Below are 18,043 nucleotides of genomic sequence, written 5' to 3'. Positions count from 1 at the left end.
GGTAAGCACATCTGGAACAGGACTATCGATTGCCAGTAAACCGGTGTAATGCTAGCCTATGGCGACTTTTAATCTATCCCTATTGAGGAACTTATGGCTGTTGAGCGCACTTTGTCCATTATTAAACCCGATGCCGTCCAGAAAAATGCAGTAGGTGCTATTCTGGGCCGTTTTGAAGCAGCGGGTCTGCGGGTGGTAGCCAGTAAAATGCTGCATCTCAGTCAGGAAGATGCGGGTGGTTTTTATGCGGTGCACAAGGCCCGCCCCTTTTACGGTGAACTCTGTGCTTTCATGAGCAGCGGCCCGGTGCTGGTCAGCGTTCTGGAAGGCGAGGGCGCGATTCTGAAAAACCGTGATCTCATGGGTGCGACCAACCCCAAAGATTCTGCACCTGGAACTATTCGTGCGGATTTCGCTGACAGTATTGATGCTAACGCCGTCCACGGTTCGGACAGTGCCGAAACAGCTGCCTGGGAAATCAGCTATTTCTTTAGTCAACGGGAGATTTTTTCGCGCTAAATGAGTGCCGAGGCTTGTGCTGTGATGCCGGCTCAAAAGCCGCAGCTTCTGGGGCTGGATCGCCAGTCCCTGGAGTTCCTGTTGGCCGGTTGGGGAGAATCGCCTTTTCGGGCCAAGCAAATTCTGCAATGGATTCATGGCCGACAGATCACAGACTTTGCGGAAATGAGCAACATCAGCAAGGCGTTACGTGCGCGGCTGAGCGAAGAAACCCAATATGCGGAGCCGGAAATTCTCGCTGATCAACTGGCTGCTGACGGTACCCGAAAGTGGTTGTTGGGTTTGCCCGACGGCAATGCGATTGAAACGGTTTTTATTCCCGAGGAAGATCGGGGAACTCTCTGTGTCTCCTCGCAGGTAGGCTGTTCGCTGGCTTGCAGCTTCTGTGCGACGGGCGCTCAGGGACTCAACCGTAACCTCGACACCCATGAAATTATTGCCCAGATCAGAACGGCCCGGCAAATACAGGGCTTGGATGCCATTACCAATATTGTCTTTATGGGTATGGGCGAACCGCTGCTGAATTTACGCCAGGTCTTGCCGGCCCTGGATTTGTTGCGCGACGATTTTGCCTATGGTTTTGGGCCCAAGCGCATCACAGTCAGCACCGCTGGTGTGGTTCCGGGTCTTGATCGACTGGGTGCGGAAAGTCCGGTCAATCTGGCAATCAGTTTACATGCCAGCCGGGACGAAGTCCGTGACGTTTTGGTGCCGGTCAATCGTCATTACCCTCTGGCTGAATTGCTCGATGCCTGTCGTCGCTATCCGCTGCTCCCGCGTCGCCGCATTACTTTTGAATATGTCATGCTGGATGGCGTCAATGATAGCGATGCCGATGCCCGGGCTCTGTTGCGCATATTATCGGGTATTCCAGCCATGGTGAACCTCATACCGTTTAACAGCTTTCCGGGTTCTGATTACCAGCGTTCACCGCAAAAACGCATTGATGCCTTTCGGGATATTATTCTGCGCGGCGATGTGATGACCGTCACCCGTCGCCCGCGTGGCGATGACATCGCCGCTGCCTGTGGACAGCTTGCGGGACAGGTGCGCGATGGTCGACGCAGCATTCCTTTGAGGGTTCAGGCATGAAAACAGATGGAATGCGCTTCCATAAAGTAATCTGGATTCCTGGCTTGCTTGTCGTGTCGGCATTGAGTGGTTGTGGGCTATTTGGCAGTAAAAGTTCGCCCATGACTTCGGATCAACAAATGGCCGCCTTTATTGCTCATGAACACAAAACCCGTGCTACTGACCAGGGTCTTCAGGCTCCTGCTGATGATGGTAAAGCCAAAGCGGGTATTTATACTTCACTGGGCACGGCTTATTTGCAGGATGGACACCCCCGGCAAGCCATTCGCGAACTGCAAATGGCCAATCAGGCGGATGACAGCTATGCAGATGCCTACAATGTGATGGGTCTGGCCTATGAGCAGCTAGGACAGAAAACTCTGGCACGCCAGGCTTTTGAACAGGCCCTGTCACTGGACGCCAAAAATCCGGAATACCGCAATAATTATGGTGCGTTTTTGGTGAATACGGGTGACTACCAGCAAGCGATTGTGCAACTCAAGCAAGCTACCGCCGATCCTTTATACAGCACGCCACAATTTGCCTGGACCAATCTGGCCCAGGCCTATGCGGGCCTCAAAGATCCGGTTGCCGCGCGCAATGCGCTGAATCGTGCGCTCTATCTTCTTCCCAACTATCCACCTGCCTTGCAAATACTGGCCGAAATGGACTTTAAAGAAGGTAATGTGCAAGCCGCCTATGGACATTTGCAGGTGGTACTTGCTCAGGAACCAGATAACGCCAGTGCGTTACTGTTGGCCGGACAGATTGCCGCCCGGCAAGGACGCCCGGAACAGGCTGCGGCTCTGTGGCAGCGCTGCGTCAATGCCGCACCATATTCCGATGCGGGAAAAAAAGCGCAGCAATTGTTGCTGCAACATGGTTGATCAAGAGATGGACTCCATGGATGAAAGCCTCAGCAATCCGGATTTGCGAAATGCCCGTGAAGCACGTGGCTGGACTCTAAAGCAGGTAGCGGAACGCTTACATATTACTGAAATTCAGGTTCAAGGGCTCGAAGAAGGGAATTATGCCGTGCTTCCCGGCGCCACTTTTGCGCGTGGATTCCTCAAGAATTATGCACGCATTCTGGATCTGGATCCGGAACCGTTGCTGCGCAATTATGACGCCGCCAACGCGGGGTCGGGAATTTCTCCGACGCGCCAATTGCTTCCTGATGGCGAGAGCCCCCTGCTGGATTACAGTAAACGCACCCTGCTGATTTCTTTCTTGATATTGATTGCCGTTATAGTGGCTGTCTGGTGGTTCTGGGGGCGGAGCGAGAACGCTTCGACCGTACTACCTGAAAATAACAGCCACAGTGTTTCCTCCATGCCGGCGACCCTGGCTGAGCCGGCAATTTCCAATACGGCGCCCACTGCTTCTGTTCAAAGTGTAGTCGTAGCCACTCGCAGTCAGGCTGTGGGCAGCTCCAGTCCAGTGACAGCCACAGCGCAATCGGCTGCGACCAGCTCTACAGTGACCAGCAATACGACTGCGGGAATCGCTTTCCAGTTTCATGCCAACTGCTGGGTACAGGTCAGGGACGCTGCCGGTAAAACCTTGTTGGCGGTCCTTGGTCGTCCGGGTGATCTGCTCAAAGTGAACTCAGGAAAACCGCCTTATCAGGTTCTGGTTGGCAATGCCCAGGGCGTGACCATTCATTATCAGGGTAAAGCTATTGCGCTTCCTGCGAACGCCATGGGTGTAGCCCGTCTGCAACTGGGAACCGCCCCCACCGCAAGCACGCAATCTGCTGCGATTACAGCGCCAGTACACGGTTCGGCAGATATTCACAGCCCTGTTAACCGGCACCGTGCTGTGCTAAACCATAGTGCACAACCCGACGTTGTTGCCCCAATCACTTCCGCAGCGCTTTCCGTAAGCGCATCTGTTACTAGCGAGGCATCCCATGCACCATGAATCTCCTATTCAGCGTCGTAAAACCCGGCAAATTCACGTTGGAAAAGTCGCCATCGGTGGAGATGCGCCGATCAGCGTGCAAAGCATGACCAATACCGAAACCCGGGACGTAGCAGCCACTGTGGCGCAAATTCGCCGTCTGGAAGCGGTGGGAGCAGACATTGTTCGGGTTTCTGTACCCAGTATGGATGCTGCTGAGGCTTTCAAGGCCATCCGCGCGCAGGTGGAAACGCCTCTGGTCGCCGATATTCATTTTGATCATCGCATCGCTTTGCAGGTCATGACTGATGGTGTTGATGGTCTGCGTATCAATCCCGGTAATATCGGTTCACTGGACAAAACCCGTCTGGTCGTGGAGATGGCCAAGGATAAAGGCATTCCCATTCGTATCGGTGTGAATGCCGGTTCCCTGGAAAAAGATATTCAGGAAAAATATGGCGAACCCACGCCTGAAGCCTTGGTAGAGTCCGCCTTGCGACATGTCAGCATTCTCGACGAGCTGAATTTCCACGATGTCAAAATCAGCGTGAAAGCTTCCGACGTGTTTCTCGCAGTAGGGGCATACCGACTGCTTTCGGAAAAAGTCGATTATCCCCTGCATCTGGGCATTACCGAAGCCGGCGGTCTGCGTTCGGGTACGGTCAAATCCGCCATTGGTCTGGGTCTGCTGCTGCGTGATGGTATTGGCGATACCATCCGTATTTCCCTAGCCGCTGATCCCGTGGAAGAAATCCGGGTTGGCTTTGATATTCTCAAGAGCCTGCACCTGCGCCAGAAGGGTATTAACCTGATTGCCTGTCCTTCCTGCTCCCGTCAGGAGTTTGATGTCATCAACACCATCAATGCCCTCGAGGCGCGGCTTGAAGATATTCTTGAGCCCATGGATGTGTCGGTGATTGGCTGCGTGGTCAATGGTATTGGCGAAGCCAAGGAAGCGGACATTGGTCTGGCGGGCGGAGACAAGCGTAGCATTCTCTATTATCGCGGCAAGCAGGTAGACCGGGTAGAAAACGTGAATATAGTTGATGTTCTGGAAAAACGGATTCGTGCCGAAATTGCGGAGCGTCAGGCAGCCCGTAATGATGCCTGAGCGCCTGGTAATGGTTCGTTTGGGGAAAGTGAGTTATTCGTATGGCTGTTAAGGGATTACAGGCGGTGCGGGGAATGAACGATATTTTCCCCGCAGAAGCAGCAGCCTGGCAGGCTCTGGAAACGGATTTGCGGGGCTTGCTCAAGTTGTATGATTACGGCGAAGTCCGTCTCCCGTTGCTGGAATCGACAGAACTTTTCGCCCGTGCCATTGGTGACGTCACCGACATTGTCCAGAAAGAAATGTACACCTTTGCCGATCGTAATGGCGACAGTCTTACTCTGCGTCCGGAAGGGACTGCTGGTTGTGTACGAGCCGCGATCCAGAATCAGACCATGCGCGGGCAGACTCCGCGTTATTATTACATGGGCCCCATGTTTCGCCATGAACGTCCCCAGAAAGGCCGCTATCGGCAATTTCACCAACTGGGCGTTGAGGTTTTCGGTCAGGCCGGAGCCGGTACAGATGCCGAAATCATCGCCCTGTCTGCGCGTATTCTGAAGCAGGCCGGGGTGCAGGCCTCTTTGCAAATCAACTCATTGGGCAGTCCAGAGGCTCGGGCAGCTTACCGTGAGCGACTTCTGGAGTATTTGCGACCGCAACAGGAAGCCTTATGTGCTGATTGTCAGACCCGTATGGAGCTCAATCCATTACGGATTCTGGATTGTAAAGTGCCTGGCTGTCAGCAGATTGCCAGCAGCGCACCACATCTGGTGGATCATCTCGATACCGAATCGGCCCTGCATTTTGCCAGCCTGCAAAAACTGCTGACCGCTCTTGATATTCCCTATCAATTGAATCATAGCCTGGTACGCGGGCTGGATTACTATAACCGGACGGTTTTTGAATGGGTTACGGATGCCTTGGGTGCGCAGGGAACCGTGCTGGCCGGTGGTCGTTATGATGGACTGGTTGCCCAGCTGGGTGGTCAGGATACTCCCGCCATTGGTTTCGCTGTAGGGTTGGAACGCTTACTCGCCTTGCAGGAAATTCAGGGAAAACAGGCCTGCGCCGACAAACCTGTACTTTTTATCGGGGCCATGGAGGACGATAGTCTCGCTCGTTCCTGGCAACTCGCTGAAGCTCTCCGTGATCTGGGTATCAGTGTGGTCAGTGGCGGCCCTGCGGGTTTCAAAGCTCTGCTGAAGCAGGCAGAACGTTCCCGGGCGCTGTTCCAGCTGGTCATCGGGTTGGGACAATTGCAAGGAGAACCAGTAATCATCAAGGAACAGTGCGGGGAAGGGCGTTGGGAAGGCAGTCTGGAGGCAGTGATCACTGGTCTGCAAAGCCTCGGCGTTGATTTCCCCAAGCATGCACCCCATACTGGGCAAAATTTTGCCACTGCCAGAAGATCAAAGTGACCGGTCAAGAACTTTCCGCATTGCTCTCCCGCCATCGTATTACCCTGATTGTGGGTATTCTCGTGATTCTTTTTGCCGCCATGGGGTTTTTTGGCTACGAAAAATATCAACGCCATCAAACCGAAAAAGCGGCAGTATTGTATAGTGAGCTGGTAGATACCATGGTTCAGGGGCAGACCAGTACGGCCCGTGCCAGTGCGGATACGCTGATTCATCAGTACGCCCATACTCCTTATGCAACCATGGCGCATTTTTTTCTGGCGCGTATGGATATGGAGGGCAAACAAGTTCCTGCCGCAGAAAAAACGCTCATGAGCGTGATAAAGAATACCAGCGCACCCCGTGGCATGCGCAGCCTTGCTCGCTTGAATCTGGCACTCCTGTATGTGGATCAGCATCAGGCACATAAGGCCCTGGATATCCTGCAAAATCCACAGCCTGCCTATGTTACCTTAGCTGATGAAATCAAAGGGGACGCCTATGCCTCTCTGAATCAGATCAGTCAGGCAGAACAGGCCTACCATTCGGCCATGTCCGCCTTGCCGGCGGCTGACCCTTATCGTACTTATCTGCAAATGAAAATCGCCAATATTGGAGTTGCGCCGTGATGCGGAATGATTTTTTCAAAAGCATATGGCGTTTAGCCGTTCTGGGAATAGTTGCTGCCCTGCTGAATGGCTGCGGCATCATGTCCTGGTTTAAATCCTCACCCAGTCCCAAAACGCCTCCACCCATCAGTAAAGGTCATAATAAAGTTTCTTTTTCGACGCAATGGCAGGCCCGGCTTTATGGACTATGGCCTATCAACCCCTACCAGGGAACAGAAATTGCCCACTCTGCGCATCAGATTGTGGTGGCTAATGCTTCCGGGCATCTGGTCAGCATGAATGAATCGGGCAGTCAGCAATGGATGCGCAGTCTGGATGGCAAAAGTGCGCGCGGTGCCACCATCGCCCATGGCGTCGTCTATGCGGGAACCAATGCCGGCAAGGTATTTGCGTTTGATGCTAAAAATGGTCATAAACTCTGGTCGGTACAACTCAGCTCCGAAGTGTTGACACCGGTAGTCTATGCCGACGATCACCTACTGATGCAAACCGTAAATGGCCATCTTTGGTCGCTAAACCCCAAGGATGGCAAAATTCAGTGGACCTTCTCCATGAACCAGCCCTCCCTCATCTTGCGCGCAGTTTCTACCCCGACTGTGCATGATGGTGTGGTCTATGCCGGTTTTGCTGATGGAACCTTGACAGCATTAAGTCTTTCCACGGGTGCTGAGTTGTGGCATGCCCGTGTAGCTATTGCCCATGGCAGCAACGAGCTGGCGCGGATGGTGGATGTGGCAGCGCGTCCGATAGTTGCTGATGATCAGGTTTTTGCGGCAGCCTATCAGGGTAATCTGGCTGCCTATACACAGCAGGGAGGCACCCAGAACTGGAGTGTCCCCATGTCGGTGTATTTAACTCCAGTCTGGTTCAAGGGACATTTGTATGTGGCCGATTCAGATGGAGTAATTTCTGAAATAGATCCTGGTTCGGGCAGCATCCTGTGGAAAAACGATAAACTCAAAGGCCATGCCATGACCGGTCTGAGTAGTTGTGGAAATGATTTGCTGGCAACCGATAATGGTGGCTATCTCTACGCCTTCAATCCCGAATCCGGGCATCGGATTGGTCAGACACGCCTTTCCTCCAGTGGAATTCAAAGTAGTCCTGTATGTCTGGATAATAACCAGATTCTTGCTCTCAGTGATGCGGGCACTTTGTATCGGATCAAGCTCGAAAAGCGCTAAGGCTGTATCATGACTGCAGTTATTGCCCTGGTGGGGCGACCCAATGTCGGTAAATCCACTTTTTTTAATCGCCTCACCCGTACGCGTGAGGCTCTGGTTGCCGATTTCCCCGGGCTGACGCGTGATCGTCACTATGGAACCGCGCAGTTTGAAGGGCGTCAGTATCTGGTCATTGATACCGGCGGCTTTGAACCTGAAGAACGCGAGGGCCTGGTTGCAGCCATGGCCATTCAGACCAGACTGGCTATTCAGGAAGCCGATGCCATCTGTTTTCTGGTGGATGCCAAAGAAGGCTTGTCTGCCCAGGATGAAGAAATCGCCATGGAATTGCGCCGTGGTGGCAAACCGATTTATCTGGTTGTGAACAAGATGGATGCCAAAGGAGCCGTCAGCGAACTCCCGGAATTCCATCGCCTGGGTCTGGGAATGCCCTATACCATTTCGGCCGCCCATGGACATGGGGTTGAAACCCTGCTGGAAGCCGTTTTCTCGGATCTGCCCAGTGAGGAAATTGCGCAGCAGGATGCCGGAAAAGGCCCCCGCATAGCCATGCTCGGCCGTCCCAATGTAGGAAAATCGACACTGGTAAACGCCATGCTTGGTGAAAAAAGAGTGTTGGTATTTGATGAGCCGGGGACTACCCGGGACAGCATCCGCATTCCTTATGAACGGGATGGCAAGCCCTATGTCATGATTGATACGGCCGGAATGCGGCGGCGTGCCCGAGTCGGCGAAGGCCTGGAAAAGCTCAGTGTTTTGAAAACATTGGGTGCATTGCGGGAAGCCGATGTCGTGTTGCTGGTGCTCGATGCCAGGGTCGGTATTGCTGAACAGGATTCTCATCTGGTGGGGGTCGCTGTAGAGTTGGGACGCCCGATTGTCGTCGTGATCAATAAATGGGACGGGATGAGTCCTCACGAGCGTAAGGCGGTCAAGCAGGAGCTCGAGCGCCGCCTGAGTTTTATTCAGTATGCGCCGGTCTATACCATTTCCGCTTTGCATGGTACCGGTGTTGGCGATTTGTACAAAAGTATTGATCGCCTCTGGCAGAATTCCCGCAAACATTTTTCAACAGGAGAGCTGAATAGGGCTTTGGGCGAGATTATTGAAACCCATCAGCCACCCATGGTTGGTGGACGCCGAATCAAGTTACGTTATTGCCATCAGGGTGGTGAAAATCCGGTTACGCTGGTATTTCACGGGAATCAATTAACGCGCTTGCCAGGTAGCTACAAGCGTTATCTGGAAAGCGCCTTCCGGAAAGCCTTACGCCTGGATTCCATTCCCTTACGTCTGTTATTTCGCCAGGGTGAAAACCCCTATGATCCACAAAGAGGCAAACATTAGATGAAAGGCAGTCTGTCCGGATGGTGGCGTTGGGCCATTATCGCGCTCCTTATTTATCTCGGTATTTTATGGAGTGGGGCGATGCTGCCGGTCAGTCCCCAGGGTTTGTGGATTCGTGCCGGGGAGTATGCACTCTGGGCCACCGTAACCCTGGGTGCCCTGGCGCGCTTTTATCCGGTGCTTGGTCCTTATGGCTGGCGTCCGGTGACTATTTTTGTGGGGGCTGTTTTATCCGGGCTGGAGATTTTCATTGGTTCGGGTCCCGATACTAAAACCCGGGTGGACGAATGGATGACTGCTCTGATTGGCATTGCCGTAATCACGATTCTTGCCCGCGTGTTACCCCGTGCAATCACCGTCATCTGGTTTGGTCAGGAGGTGCAAAAGCGTGAACCTTTTACTCGTACGCCACGCTGAGGCAGAAGACGAAGCGGTTTCCGGTTCGGATTTTGCGCGGCAACTTACCCGCTATGGACATGAAACCGCAGCGGCTGTCGCCCGGGGCTTGCGTCATTGTATTCAGGGTTCAGTTCTATTGTGGAGTAGCCCCTTGCTTCGTACCCGCGAAACTGCCGCTTATATTTCCCAAGCTTTTGGTATTGAAGTGAATAGCTATCATGAAGCGATTCCGGCTGGCGATCTGAACACGCTCAGTCGGGATTGGCAGAACCTGAGCAAACAGCCCGAAACGCTGATTGTGGTGGGTCATCAACCCCATCTCGGAATTTGGACGACGCGGCTAACCCGGGTCAGTGTCCCCGTCAAAAAAGCCAGCGTAATTGGTATTCATCTGAAAACTGTTGATCAAATGGAAGGTGAACTTCAGTGGTATGCTTTGCCGGAAATGCTGCGCGCCGTTGCGACTGAGAACAAAGCCTAAGCACAACCGTTTTAGTCAGCACCGCAAATTGGTGTATAATTGATAAGTCACTTCACACGTTCAATCAGGAGGTGTTAAATGTCCGAAGCAGCGGATCTTGTTATCATTCTTATCACTGGCGCTGAAAATCCCAAGCGTCTTCCTTCCGCTTTTTTCCTGGCAGCCACTGCCGCCGCCGCCGAGCAGAAAGTCGTCATGTATTTCACCGGACCGGCCACGGAGTTGCTTGCCAAAGGTAAGGCCGAAAGTATATTTCCGATGGAAGGTGGCAAAAGTGTCGCCGACTTCATGAAGCTTGCCGAAGATAATGAAGTTCAGATTATTGGTTGCCTGCAGTCTCTGGAATTGAATGGCATGACCAAAGATGACTTGGCCAAACCCATTCCCATGATGAATCCCAGTGCTGCGCTGCCTTCATTGGCCGCTGCAGGTCGGATTCTGACCTGGTAATCGGCGCTTAAAAACCTTCATTGTCTTGAAGAGCCCGTCCTTTTGGTCGGGCTCTGTTTGTAACAGAAGTTTTGTCATCATACTGTCATATAACTGTGCTAGATTGCTAATTACGTCGCGTCAGGACTGCTAGCAAGCATTGATGACGTACGGTGTGTGTTTGGGAATAAGCCGTAAATCAACGTATTCGCCATCTTTGGAGGTCTTATGCTGTATCGTTTGAAGAAAGAGCTTTCTCGCAGTGTAAAGGGTGCCGTCATGGTTTCTGCATTGGGTCTTGCCGGCATATATGCCATGCCCGCCAGTGCAGCCACGATTTCCTTGTTGGAAACCGGTTCCACCCTGTTGTATCCACTTTTCAATTTGTGGGTACCTGTGTACACCAAAATGAATCCCGGCGTGCAGATAACCACCCAGGGTACAGGAAGTGGTACGGGTATTGCCGAAGCCATTTCCGGCGTCGCCCAGATTGGCGCTTCTGATGCATACATGAGTGATGCCCAGATCAAACAGCACCCGAACATCCTCAACATTCCTTTGGCCATCTCCATTCAGATGATCAATTACAATCTGCCCGGTCTGAACAACAAGCATCTGAAGCTTTCCGGTCCTGTGCTTGCCGGTATTTATTCCGGCAAAATCACCAATTGGGACGATGCGGCCATTGCCAAGCTGAATCCTGGTGTGAAACTGCCCAACCACAAGATTGTCCCTATCCACCGCACCGATGGTTCTGGCGACACTTTTATTTTTACCACCTACCTGGCTGACACCACTCCAGCATGGAGCAAAAGCGTTGGCTACAGTACGACGGTAAGTTGGCCGGCCGTTCCGGGTGGTATCGGTGCCGAAGGCAACCCCGGCATGGTCCAGGCTCTGAAGACAACGCCTTATGGTGTGGCATACATCGGTATCAGCTGGAAGAAACCAGTTGAAGAAGCCAAATTGGGCCTGGCCATGCTGCAAAACCGCGCAGGCAATTTCGTATTGCCTACAGTGGAAAATGCCAAGGCTGCAGCTGGTGAAATGGTCAGCAAGACCCCTGCTGATGAACGGATCAGTCTGGTATTCGCTCCTGGTGCCAAGTCCTACCCCATCATCAATTATGAGTATGCCATCGTCAGCAAGACCCAGGCCAAGCCGGAAGTGGCTGCAGCCATGAAGAAATTCCTGAACTGGGCCATTGATCCTAAGGGCGGTAATGCACCACACTTTATCACTGCGGTAAACTTCGTACCGCTACCCGACAGCGCAGCTGAGCTGTCACGTAAACAGATCGCAGAAATTCACTAAGATCTGAACGGTGCCGGGGTAATAACCCGGCACCGTAATTTTTTAATACGCATTTATTACTGTTTAGATAACTTTACTTACTTTTGGAAGTGGAATCATTGTAATGAAAATTCCTGTATTCAGAACGGCATTAGTGGCTACCGCAAGTTTTTTGCCGATTTCATTACTCCTTCTGATAATTTTTTTGGCCGTGTATTCATGGCCAGCGATTCAGTATAATCAATTTCATTTTTTATGGACGAATGATTGGAACCTTGGCAATCTTTATGGTAACCCAGTTTCAGTAAATGGGCACCAAATCATGCCTGGTGCCAAGTATGGCATCTGGTTTCTGGTCGTTGGGACGATTGCCAGTTCGGTACTGGCGATGCTTATTGCTATGCCTATCGCTGTTGGTGCAGCCTATTTTCTCAGTGAAGGCATTCGCAAAACCTGGGCAGGACCTTTATCCCTATTTGTTGATCTGCTCGCTGCTATTCCCAGTGTAGTATATGGTTTATGGGGATATGCTTTGCTGGTGCCGCTATTTGGTCACAGCATTTTTCCTTTTTTGGCAAAGACTTTTTCTTTTATTCCTTTCCTGAATGGCGAAGCGGGAAGCGGTTATGGGCTATTGACCTCTGCTTTTGTCTTGGCAGTCATGATCATCCCCCTGATTTCGGCGACGTTGCGTGAATCTATACTGATGACGGAACCTGCCTTGAAAGAGGCTGGTTTGAGTCTTGGCTTGAATCGCCTTGAAGTTTTTTGGCATATTGTTTTGCCCAAGCTAAGAACCGTTTTGATCGGCGTAGGAATTTTGGCATTAGGGCGGGCTTTGGGTGAAACCATGGCGGTATTGATGGTCAGTGGTAATGCCCTGAACTACTTACCCAATAATATTTATGCGCCCATTTCGACTATGGCGGCATTTATTGCCTCGCAGCTGGATAGTGCACTGCAAGACCCAACCAATATGGCTGTTGAAGCATTATCTGAAATAGCTCTGGTGTTATTGCTGATTACGGTGGTTGTCAATATAGCTGCCAGAATGATGTTGTGGATGGCAAAGGTGCGCTGATGGCTATTAATGTGTTGGAAGAGCAGGTATTACCGAAAATGAGTACACCCAGGAAATTTAAAGTATCCTTATGGCGCAGGCTGATGACTGTTTTTGCTACCGTCATGGTCACAGGGTCCTTTGTTTTTTTGGCGGCCATGTTTCTTTCCATCATTATTGATGTGCTCATACATGCCTGGCCAGCGCTCAATATCAAATTGTTGACAGAAATTACCAATGGTATTGGTGGTGGTCTGAAAAATGCCATTGAAGGTTCCATTATCATGTCTCTTGGTAGCTTGCTGTTAGCTGCGCCCATCGGGATATCTGCAGGCATTTATTTGAGCGAACATGGTCATGGGAATGCTGGCAAGCTGCTGCGCTTTCTCTCAGACGTTCTGGTTGGGGTACCCTCCATAGTGCTGGGTTACGTCGGTTATATTACGATGGTCATTTATTTGGGCTGGCAGTTTTCAGTGGCTGCAGGAATCATCACCCTGACCGTTATGCTCCTTCCCTATATTGCCCGTTCCACCGAATTGGCGCTGAGCAACATCCCTTTATCTGTTCGCGAAGCGGGATATGGATTAGGGGCAGGGGAGGGGCGGATTGTTTTCAAAATATTACTACCTGGTGCCGCACCGGCGATTATGACCGGACTTTTTTACGCGGTGGCTTTATCCATGGGTGAAACGGCTCCACTTTTGTATACCGCTGGCTGGTCTAACTATATGTGGACCGGAAAACTGACCAATGAGCCAATCGGCTACTTGACCTATGTCATCTGGACATTCATCAACGAGCCCTTTGCAGAATCACATATGTTGGCATTTGCTGCAGCTTTCCTGATTACCGCCGGAGTGTTGATGCTCATTCTTGCGGGGCGCTGGTATATGGTGCGAGCCCAGCGCCGGATGGGAGCATACCGCTAAGCTGTCAGGTTGTTCAGGAAAAAACCTTCAGTACCTGGCTATCTTCTGAACCCGATAGAAGCTCTTTTGCTCTGGCAAGATGTTCAGTGGCACGGCCACGATCACTATTATCTGTCGTCTGCCAAATGGGAAACAAAGTGGTTTCTTCACGGTTTTCATGCTTCGCAAGTGAGCCGGAAAGCATGGCGCAGATGGCCGGCAACATACCATAGTCTTTTTCGTCAAAAGTTTCTTCGAGCAAGCGCGATTGCACAATAATACTGTCATGTTCAAAAAGCATATCTGCCAAGGGTCCCTGCTCTTCGCCCCCCCCAAGAACCGGACCCAGCAGATTGTTTTCCAGATGAACGTGACGACGGAGACCAATCCAGTAATCCTGGAAAATACTTTCAGCGTCGGCAATTCTGTTTTCGTTGGCTGCAGCAAGAACCTGGGCAAACTGGTGATCCAGGCGATAATGGTCCCAAGTCAACAGGTCAACCACATCTTTGGCTTCTGCCTCGGCTCGGGGCTGAACTTCGACCTGCCATAGTTTGCCATCGCTTTCCATGTGCCAGGAGATGGCATCACGCAGTTGAAAAGCTACGGCGCGCATCATGGCGGCAGGATCTGAATCTGTAAGCACCTGTATTTTTTGCCCGACGGACAGTCGAATACTGGCTGCATAAACAACGGGTTGTGCTTCAGTATAAGTCATCCCGCGCACATCAATGATGTTACTCAAAGGGGTCACAGCGGAAGGGTTTATGGATTCAATCGACATGAGGGGCATCCTTATGTTACGAAATGGTGCCCAGGGCCGGACTCGAACCGGCACGGTATAAACCGAGGGATTTTAAGTCCTGAAACCCCTTATTTTTGGGCTTTATTAATCAATACCTTTCTTAAAAAATAAATAATTTCATTAAGTTACCAGCCTTCATCGTTCCTTGTCATTCCCTAATACTCCTTGTGTTACCTAATCTCAGTGTCATGGTATTGTCCAGATTTTCTAGCTATTTTATGTCGAAATAAACACATTTTTTCGCGCTGATAAAAATAACAATTATAGACGTTCAAGCGGGATAATCCTCTCACTTTTCGATCACAAACCATTCCGCAATGCGGTTGTTTAAGTCGGCCCTACACAGCTCCAAGAATAGATTTTACAGTGAGTTTAAAGTCTTGTCGAACTTCGCCCCAGCCCATTTCCCTTGTGTCCCAAGTGTACTGGGCTGGGGATGTGCGTCCTTTTGTTCGTATTGTCCCTGATCGTCCGTGACTACCACATCCACCATGAACTGGCTGCGGGAAGCATGAGCAGGTCAAACAGTACAGGTGATCAGCCAGTTTCAACAGAAATCAACGCCTGGGTCAATCAAACGAAGTTTGTGCGGTTGTGGCATATATCTTTATTATATATTCTGAAAACCTACATTTAAGGGGGTTTTCAATAGACCGATGAACCGGATGGATTTGATGCGCACTTTGTCTGATATGGAACTCCGTAATCACTTTGTGTTTACCAAAAGAGATATGGAAAAAATGTTTCCGAATGAAACGGACAAGGCTATGGGAAAATCCTTGCAGCGCATGGTCGAGGATCAGTTACTGATCAAGGCCGCCCGGGGGATCTATGTTTACGCGCCTGCGCTGATGCGAAACGGGGGTCGGGTCATTGAGTCGGTGGTACGAGCTTTACGACCAGGGCAGCTCAGTTATTTTTCATTGGAAAGCATGCTCTCTGGGTATGGGATCATTTCCCAGGTCCCTGTAAGCTACCTGACCGTCATGACGACAGGCGCAAGTTGTTTGCATAAAACACCGTTTGGAACCATAGAGTTTACGCACACGAAACGCAGCATTCCGGAAGTTCTGGAGCGTACTATTGTGGTAGAAGGTCGCCCTTTAAGGATCGCTAAAGGTCGGCCGCCGTACAGGATTTGTATCGGGTAGGTAGAAATATCGACATGATCGACCAGGAAGAATGGGATGATATGGAATGAAGCACAAAGTTTTCAGCAGGTATGTCGATATGGCCATGGCGGGACAGGGGCTGGATGCCATGCGTCCGGTTGTCGAAAAAGAACTATTGCATTACGAGATATTTAACGCACTTGATTCTGAGGGGCTTCTGAAAAATCTGGTTTTCCAGAAGGGTACGTCCTTGCGCCTTTGTCGCGGTTCAGATCGGTTTAGTGAGGATCTCGATTTCGCAGGAGGAAAGACTTTTACCTCTGACAACGTGAGAAAGATCAAGGATTGTGTGACGCAGCGAGTGGGTGACCGGTTTGGTCTGGATGTTACCGTTCTTGAACCGCGTGAGGCAAAGCAGGGACAATACGTCCAGGTCGATAAATGGACGGTGTCTGTAGAAACGCATCCGGGTCGCCCTGATTTGCTGCGACAGAAAATTAAACTGGAAACCGCCAATATCCCAGCCTACACCAGAGAAGTTGTGCCATAAGAATGAATTATTCCGTTTTGGATGGGGTGAGTCTGACGTTGGTCGTTGCTGAATCCATTCATAAGATTTTGGCAGACAAGTTAGTGGCACTGCCAACCTCTATCGCAAAAATAGATGCACATGGGATCGCCGACACTCCCGCGAGAATTCGCTATCGGGATATTTGGGACATCGCCTGGCTGACAGGACAAGTTGCCGAAGTCGATATGGATATGGTCTGGAAAAAGGTGGCGGATTACGGCATTTAGGAATTTCCACGATTGATGGATCATGCTATTTCACAAGTCCCTGGAACAGCAGCCAGCCATGCATTTCGCCAACAAATGAGTCGATTTGTAGAGCAATCCAAACTTGAAAAGATGTTTGGGATGCCCGGATACGAGGGCTACTTTGCCCAGTCAGTGAACACCTTACTGGAAAGTGCGCTACGTGAACAGAAAATGCCTACTCAGCTGTAAGAGGACTACTCGTCGCATTGAGGGAATACCTGGATTGACCAAGGCGCTGTCTGTCGGCTGTCCCAAGACTGATTCCACAGATTGAGTCCCCGATCCAAGGTTCCTGGTTCTACCCGCACCAGGCAATCGCGGATCACAAATTCACTGGGAACAACATAACGTTTGTTCTCGCGCCGGCAGCCGAAACGCTCCCGGGCGGCTTGCCCAAGTCCCTGGGCCCAGTCCGCCATGGACTTGTAACCGGACATGCCGCAGAGCGTGGCACCGGCGACGATCCCCCGCGCGACCGATAAACGATGCCGTCTTCCTTGAGGCCTGCGAGGGTCTTTGATCTCCGAGAAGCAGAGCGGTAACGCGCGCATTTCTTCAGCATTGAGCATACGATTGGGGTCTCCAGTGAGTTGCAGGTGGGTGTAGTCCGGATGGGTCAGGCGGGCTTGAGGGTCACGTACCAGGGGCCGGATAAAGACCCGTTTGGGGGGCACAGCAGTGGATCTGTAGCCGCTTGGGCTACGTCGATAGCGTTGGATCAATCCCGGCTCTATCCAGTTGGCCGCGTGGATTGTTTGCGCAGACGAACCGACATTATGCGAAGCATCTTCCTCCCTTCCATCGTCAGTCTGCGCACGACCAACCATTTCTATGCTCTATGAAATACCAGGCGACGGCAGGAATTTTAGGGCCACACAAATAACAATCGTCTTCGAGCCAAGCGTTTTAATTTTTCGGCGTATGCTTTTGTCATGGCTTTACATATAGCCCCCCGACGCCTACGGCGTCGACCCCAAGGGGTGTTTTTTCCGGCGGGGAGAGGGTCCATATTTATGCTCAATGATGCAAATGCAATGCTATTCACAAGCAATTCATCTGCGTAAAAAATAAAAAGAATGCCTTTTGCACTATTCTACATGAAATTTCGTCGAGAAAAATGGTGCAAATTTTACACACCTTATTTGAGTATGAAATCTGTAATGGTTCTATGGCATGATACTCAGAGTTTCTCTATCGGTTTAATCCCGATCAATATTTTTAAGCGATATTAAGATCTCCTCAGAATGGCATGTGCGTATGTTTCGAATGTCGCTATTGTTCGTGTATTTTATCTGTGTATCATGAATTTATGAGGGGGGGTATTTTCAGGAGCAAGAGCTAACCTGCGCTACGCTTGGTTATTCTTGGTCAGGGGATACCCCGACACCCCCGCACCCCTTGCACTACGTTTGGGGTGCTGAAAATGGAGTTTCTTATGGATATGGATGCTGTTATGGATATAGATATTTCTCGCAATCGTCGTCATGGTCCGGTGCCATTAGATCCAGCTTTGAAGCGCATCCATTCAGGTTCCTCGCTGTTTTAAGTGGGTAGCTTGAGATCCAGCTTACCCAGTACGAGGTAAGCCATGTTAATAAAATTCTTGTGGGTGCGATAGCCCCGTGCCCTGG

General features: G+C 51.1%; 21 protein-coding genes. 19 read left to right on the top strand and 2 right to left on the bottom strand.

What is annotated here, in order from left to right:
- Positions 1 to 93: 93 nt before the first annotated feature.
- From ndk to pstA, 15 genes are all read left to right on the top strand, one after another.
- Entirely contained in the window at positions 94 to 519 is a 426-nt protein-coding gene (gene ndk, locus H7F08_RS09175; protein WP_031574965.1) for a nucleoside-diphosphate kinase, read from the top strand.
- Positions 520 to 543: 24 nt separating this feature from the next.
- Complete coding sequence (gene rlmN, locus H7F08_RS09170; protein ID WP_035211337.1) at positions 544 to 1,611, top strand: 23S rRNA (adenine(2503)-C(2))-methyltransferase RlmN; 1,068 nt, start codon at positions 544 to 546, stop codon at positions 1,609 to 1,611.
- The gene (gene pilW / locus H7F08_RS09165) at positions 1,608 to 2,477 is read left to right on the top strand and encodes a type IV pilus biogenesis/stability protein PilW (RefSeq protein WP_010640106.1); all 870 of its coding nucleotides are present in this window, start codon (positions 1,608 to 1,610) and stop codon (positions 2,475 to 2,477) included. The genes rlmN and pilW overlap by 4 nt, the downstream gene beginning before the upstream one ends.
- A 16-nt stretch (positions 2,478 to 2,493) precedes the next feature.
- A complete protein-coding gene (locus H7F08_RS09160; protein ID WP_035211339.1) occupies positions 2,494 to 3,513 on the top strand; it encodes a RodZ domain-containing protein in 1,020 nt (339 codons plus the stop codon).
- Positions 3,503 to 4,603 carry a flavodoxin-dependent (E)-4-hydroxy-3-methylbut-2-enyl-diphosphate synthase gene (gene ispG / locus H7F08_RS09155; protein ID WP_031574972.1) on the top strand — a complete coding sequence of 367 codons (1,101 nt, stop codon included), beginning with the start codon at positions 3,503 to 3,505 and terminating at the stop codon, positions 4,601 to 4,603. Before H7F08_RS09160 ends, ispG begins: the two co-directional genes overlap by 11 nt.
- A gap of 41 nt (positions 4,604 to 4,644) precedes the next feature.
- A complete protein-coding gene (gene hisS, locus H7F08_RS09150) occupies positions 4,645 to 5,964 on the top strand; it encodes a histidine--tRNA ligase (protein WP_142088531.1) in 1,320 nt (439 codons plus the stop codon).
- The gene (locus H7F08_RS09145; protein WP_142088533.1) at positions 5,961 to 6,572 is read left to right on the top strand and encodes a YfgM family protein; all 612 of its coding nucleotides are present in this window, start codon (positions 5,961 to 5,963) and stop codon (positions 6,570 to 6,572) included. Before hisS ends, H7F08_RS09145 begins: the two co-directional genes overlap by 4 nt.
- Positions 6,572 to 7,756: an outer membrane protein assembly factor BamB gene (bamB, locus tag H7F08_RS09140; protein ID WP_024892628.1), complete on the top strand. Its 1,185-nt coding sequence runs from the start codon at positions 6,572 to 6,574 to the stop codon at positions 7,754 to 7,756. The genes H7F08_RS09145 and bamB overlap by 1 nt, the downstream gene beginning before the upstream one ends.
- A 9-nt stretch (positions 7,757 to 7,765) precedes the next feature.
- On the top strand, positions 7,766 to 9,103 hold the full coding sequence (der, locus tag H7F08_RS09135) for a ribosome biogenesis GTPase Der (RefSeq protein ID WP_065974707.1): 1,338 nt from the start codon (positions 7,766 to 7,768) through the stop codon (positions 9,101 to 9,103).
- Positions 9,104 to 9,520, top strand: a complete 417-nt coding sequence (locus H7F08_RS09130) for a hypothetical protein (RefSeq protein WP_024892630.1) — start codon at positions 9,104 to 9,106, stop codon at positions 9,518 to 9,520.
- Complete coding sequence (locus tag H7F08_RS09125) at positions 9,492 to 9,983, top strand: SixA phosphatase family protein (protein WP_065974708.1); 492 nt, start codon at positions 9,492 to 9,494, stop codon at positions 9,981 to 9,983. The genes H7F08_RS09130 and H7F08_RS09125 overlap by 29 nt, the downstream gene beginning before the upstream one ends.
- A 78-nt stretch (positions 9,984 to 10,061) precedes the next feature.
- Positions 10,062 to 10,433, top strand: a complete 372-nt coding sequence (locus H7F08_RS09120; protein ID WP_010640087.1) for a DsrE family protein — start codon at positions 10,062 to 10,064, stop codon at positions 10,431 to 10,433.
- 207 nt (positions 10,434 to 10,640) lie between these two features.
- A complete protein-coding gene (pstS, locus tag H7F08_RS09115) occupies positions 10,641 to 11,726 on the top strand; it encodes a phosphate ABC transporter substrate-binding protein PstS (RefSeq protein WP_010640084.1) in 1,086 nt (361 codons plus the stop codon).
- 103 nt (positions 11,727 to 11,829) lie between these two features.
- Positions 11,830 to 12,786: a phosphate ABC transporter permease subunit PstC gene (gene pstC / locus H7F08_RS09110; RefSeq protein WP_031574990.1), complete on the top strand. Its 957-nt coding sequence runs from the start codon at positions 11,830 to 11,832 to the stop codon at positions 12,784 to 12,786.
- An 83-nt stretch (positions 12,787 to 12,869) separates the two neighbouring features.
- A complete protein-coding gene (gene pstA, locus H7F08_RS09105) occupies positions 12,870 to 13,697 on the top strand; it encodes a phosphate ABC transporter permease PstA (protein WP_226831320.1) in 828 nt (275 codons plus the stop codon).
- A 13-nt stretch (positions 13,698 to 13,710) separates the two neighbouring features.
- On the opposite strand, the gene H7F08_RS09100 is transcribed toward pstA, so the two are convergent.
- The gene (locus H7F08_RS09100; protein ID WP_031574996.1) at positions 13,711 to 14,460 is read right to left on the bottom strand and encodes a hemerythrin domain-containing protein; all 750 of its coding nucleotides are present in this window, start codon (positions 14,458 to 14,460) and stop codon (positions 13,711 to 13,713) included.
- A 695-nt stretch (positions 14,461 to 15,155) separates the two neighbouring features.
- Between H7F08_RS09100 and abiEi the strand changes: the two genes are divergently transcribed.
- Genes abiEi through H7F08_RS09080 form a run of 4 tightly spaced genes read left to right on the top strand, consistent with a single transcriptional unit; the run spans position 15,156 to position 16,601 of the window.
- A complete protein-coding gene (abiEi, locus tag H7F08_RS09095) occupies positions 15,156 to 15,632 on the top strand; it encodes a type IV toxin-antitoxin system AbiEi family antitoxin (RefSeq protein ID WP_227487849.1) in 477 nt (158 codons plus the stop codon).
- 46 nt (positions 15,633 to 15,678) lie between these two features.
- A complete protein-coding gene (locus tag H7F08_RS09090) occupies positions 15,679 to 16,143 on the top strand; it encodes a nucleotidyl transferase AbiEii/AbiGii toxin family protein (protein ID WP_193640392.1) in 465 nt (154 codons plus the stop codon).
- A 2-nt stretch (positions 16,144 to 16,145) separates the two neighbouring features.
- A complete protein-coding gene (locus H7F08_RS09085) occupies positions 16,146 to 16,391 on the top strand; it encodes a nucleotidyl transferase AbiEii/AbiGii toxin family protein (RefSeq protein ID WP_193640391.1) in 246 nt (81 codons plus the stop codon).
- Positions 16,392 to 16,403: 12 nt separating this feature from the next.
- A complete protein-coding gene (locus H7F08_RS09080) occupies positions 16,404 to 16,601 on the top strand; it encodes a hypothetical protein (protein ID WP_193640390.1) in 198 nt (65 codons plus the stop codon).
- 5 nt (positions 16,602 to 16,606) lie between these two features.
- On the opposite strand, the gene H7F08_RS09075 is transcribed toward H7F08_RS09080, so the two are convergent.
- A complete protein-coding gene (locus H7F08_RS09075) occupies positions 16,607 to 17,239 on the bottom strand; it encodes a transposase family protein (protein WP_227487848.1) in 633 nt (210 codons plus the stop codon).
- Between the last annotated feature and the right edge of the window lie 804 nt (positions 17,240 to 18,043).

The sequence above is a fragment of the Acidithiobacillus sp. HP-11 genome, assembly GCF_015100075.1.
Classification (GTDB): Bacteria; Pseudomonadota; Gammaproteobacteria; order Acidithiobacillales; family Acidithiobacillaceae; genus Acidithiobacillus; species Acidithiobacillus thiooxidans.
This window is presented reverse-complemented; position numbering and strand designations above follow the sequence as displayed.

What these genes read in the sequence shown, in the direction of transcription:
- H7F08_RS09085 (WP_193640391.1), top strand. Translation starts at nt 16,146, where the DNA reads ATGAATTATTCCGTTTTGGATGGGGTGAGTCTGACGTTGGTCGTTGCT.
- ndk (WP_031574965.1), top strand. Translation starts at nt 94, where the DNA reads ATGGCTGTTGAGCGCACTTTGTCCATTATTAAACCCGATGCCGTCCAG.
- ispG (WP_031574972.1), top strand. Translation starts at nt 3,503, where the DNA reads ATGCACCATGAATCTCCTATTCAGCGTCGTAAAACCCGGCAAATTCAC.
- pilW (WP_010640106.1), top strand. Translation starts at nt 1,608, where the DNA reads ATGAAAACAGATGGAATGCGCTTCCATAAAGTAATCTGGATTCCTGGC.
- pstS (WP_010640084.1), top strand. Translation starts at nt 10,641, where the DNA reads ATGCTGTATCGTTTGAAGAAAGAGCTTTCTCGCAGTGTAAAGGGTGCC.
- pstC (WP_031574990.1), top strand. Translation starts at nt 11,830, where the DNA reads ATGAAAATTCCTGTATTCAGAACGGCATTAGTGGCTACCGCAAGTTTT.
- H7F08_RS09090 (WP_193640392.1), top strand. Translation starts at nt 15,679, where the DNA reads ATGAAGCACAAAGTTTTCAGCAGGTATGTCGATATGGCCATGGCGGGA.
- abiEi (WP_227487849.1), top strand. Translation starts at nt 15,156, where the DNA reads ATGCGCACTTTGTCTGATATGGAACTCCGTAATCACTTTGTGTTTACC.
- H7F08_RS09160 (WP_035211339.1), top strand. Translation starts at nt 2,494, where the DNA reads ATGGATGAAAGCCTCAGCAATCCGGATTTGCGAAATGCCCGTGAAGCA.
- bamB (WP_024892628.1), top strand. Translation starts at nt 6,572, where the DNA reads ATGCGGAATGATTTTTTCAAAAGCATATGGCGTTTAGCCGTTCTGGGA.
- der (WP_065974707.1), top strand. Translation starts at nt 7,766, where the DNA reads ATGACTGCAGTTATTGCCCTGGTGGGGCGACCCAATGTCGGTAAATCC.
- H7F08_RS09100 (WP_031574996.1), bottom strand. Translation starts at nt 14,460, where the DNA reads ATGTCGATTGAATCCATAAACCCTTCCGCTGTGACCCCTTTGAGTAAC.
- H7F08_RS09120 (WP_010640087.1), top strand. Translation starts at nt 10,062, where the DNA reads ATGTCCGAAGCAGCGGATCTTGTTATCATTCTTATCACTGGCGCTGAA.
- rlmN (WP_035211337.1), top strand. Translation starts at nt 544, where the DNA reads ATGCCGGCTCAAAAGCCGCAGCTTCTGGGGCTGGATCGCCAGTCCCTG.
- H7F08_RS09075 (WP_227487848.1), bottom strand. Translation starts at nt 17,239, where the DNA reads ATGGTTGGTCGTGCGCAGACTGACGATGGAAGGGAGGAAGATGCTTCG.
- hisS (WP_142088531.1), top strand. Translation starts at nt 4,645, where the DNA reads ATGGCTGTTAAGGGATTACAGGCGGTGCGGGGAATGAACGATATTTTC.
- pstA (WP_226831320.1), top strand. Translation starts at nt 12,870, where the DNA reads ATGACTGTTTTTGCTACCGTCATGGTCACAGGGTCCTTTGTTTTTTTG.
- H7F08_RS09130 (WP_024892630.1), top strand. Translation starts at nt 9,104, where the DNA reads ATGAAAGGCAGTCTGTCCGGATGGTGGCGTTGGGCCATTATCGCGCTC.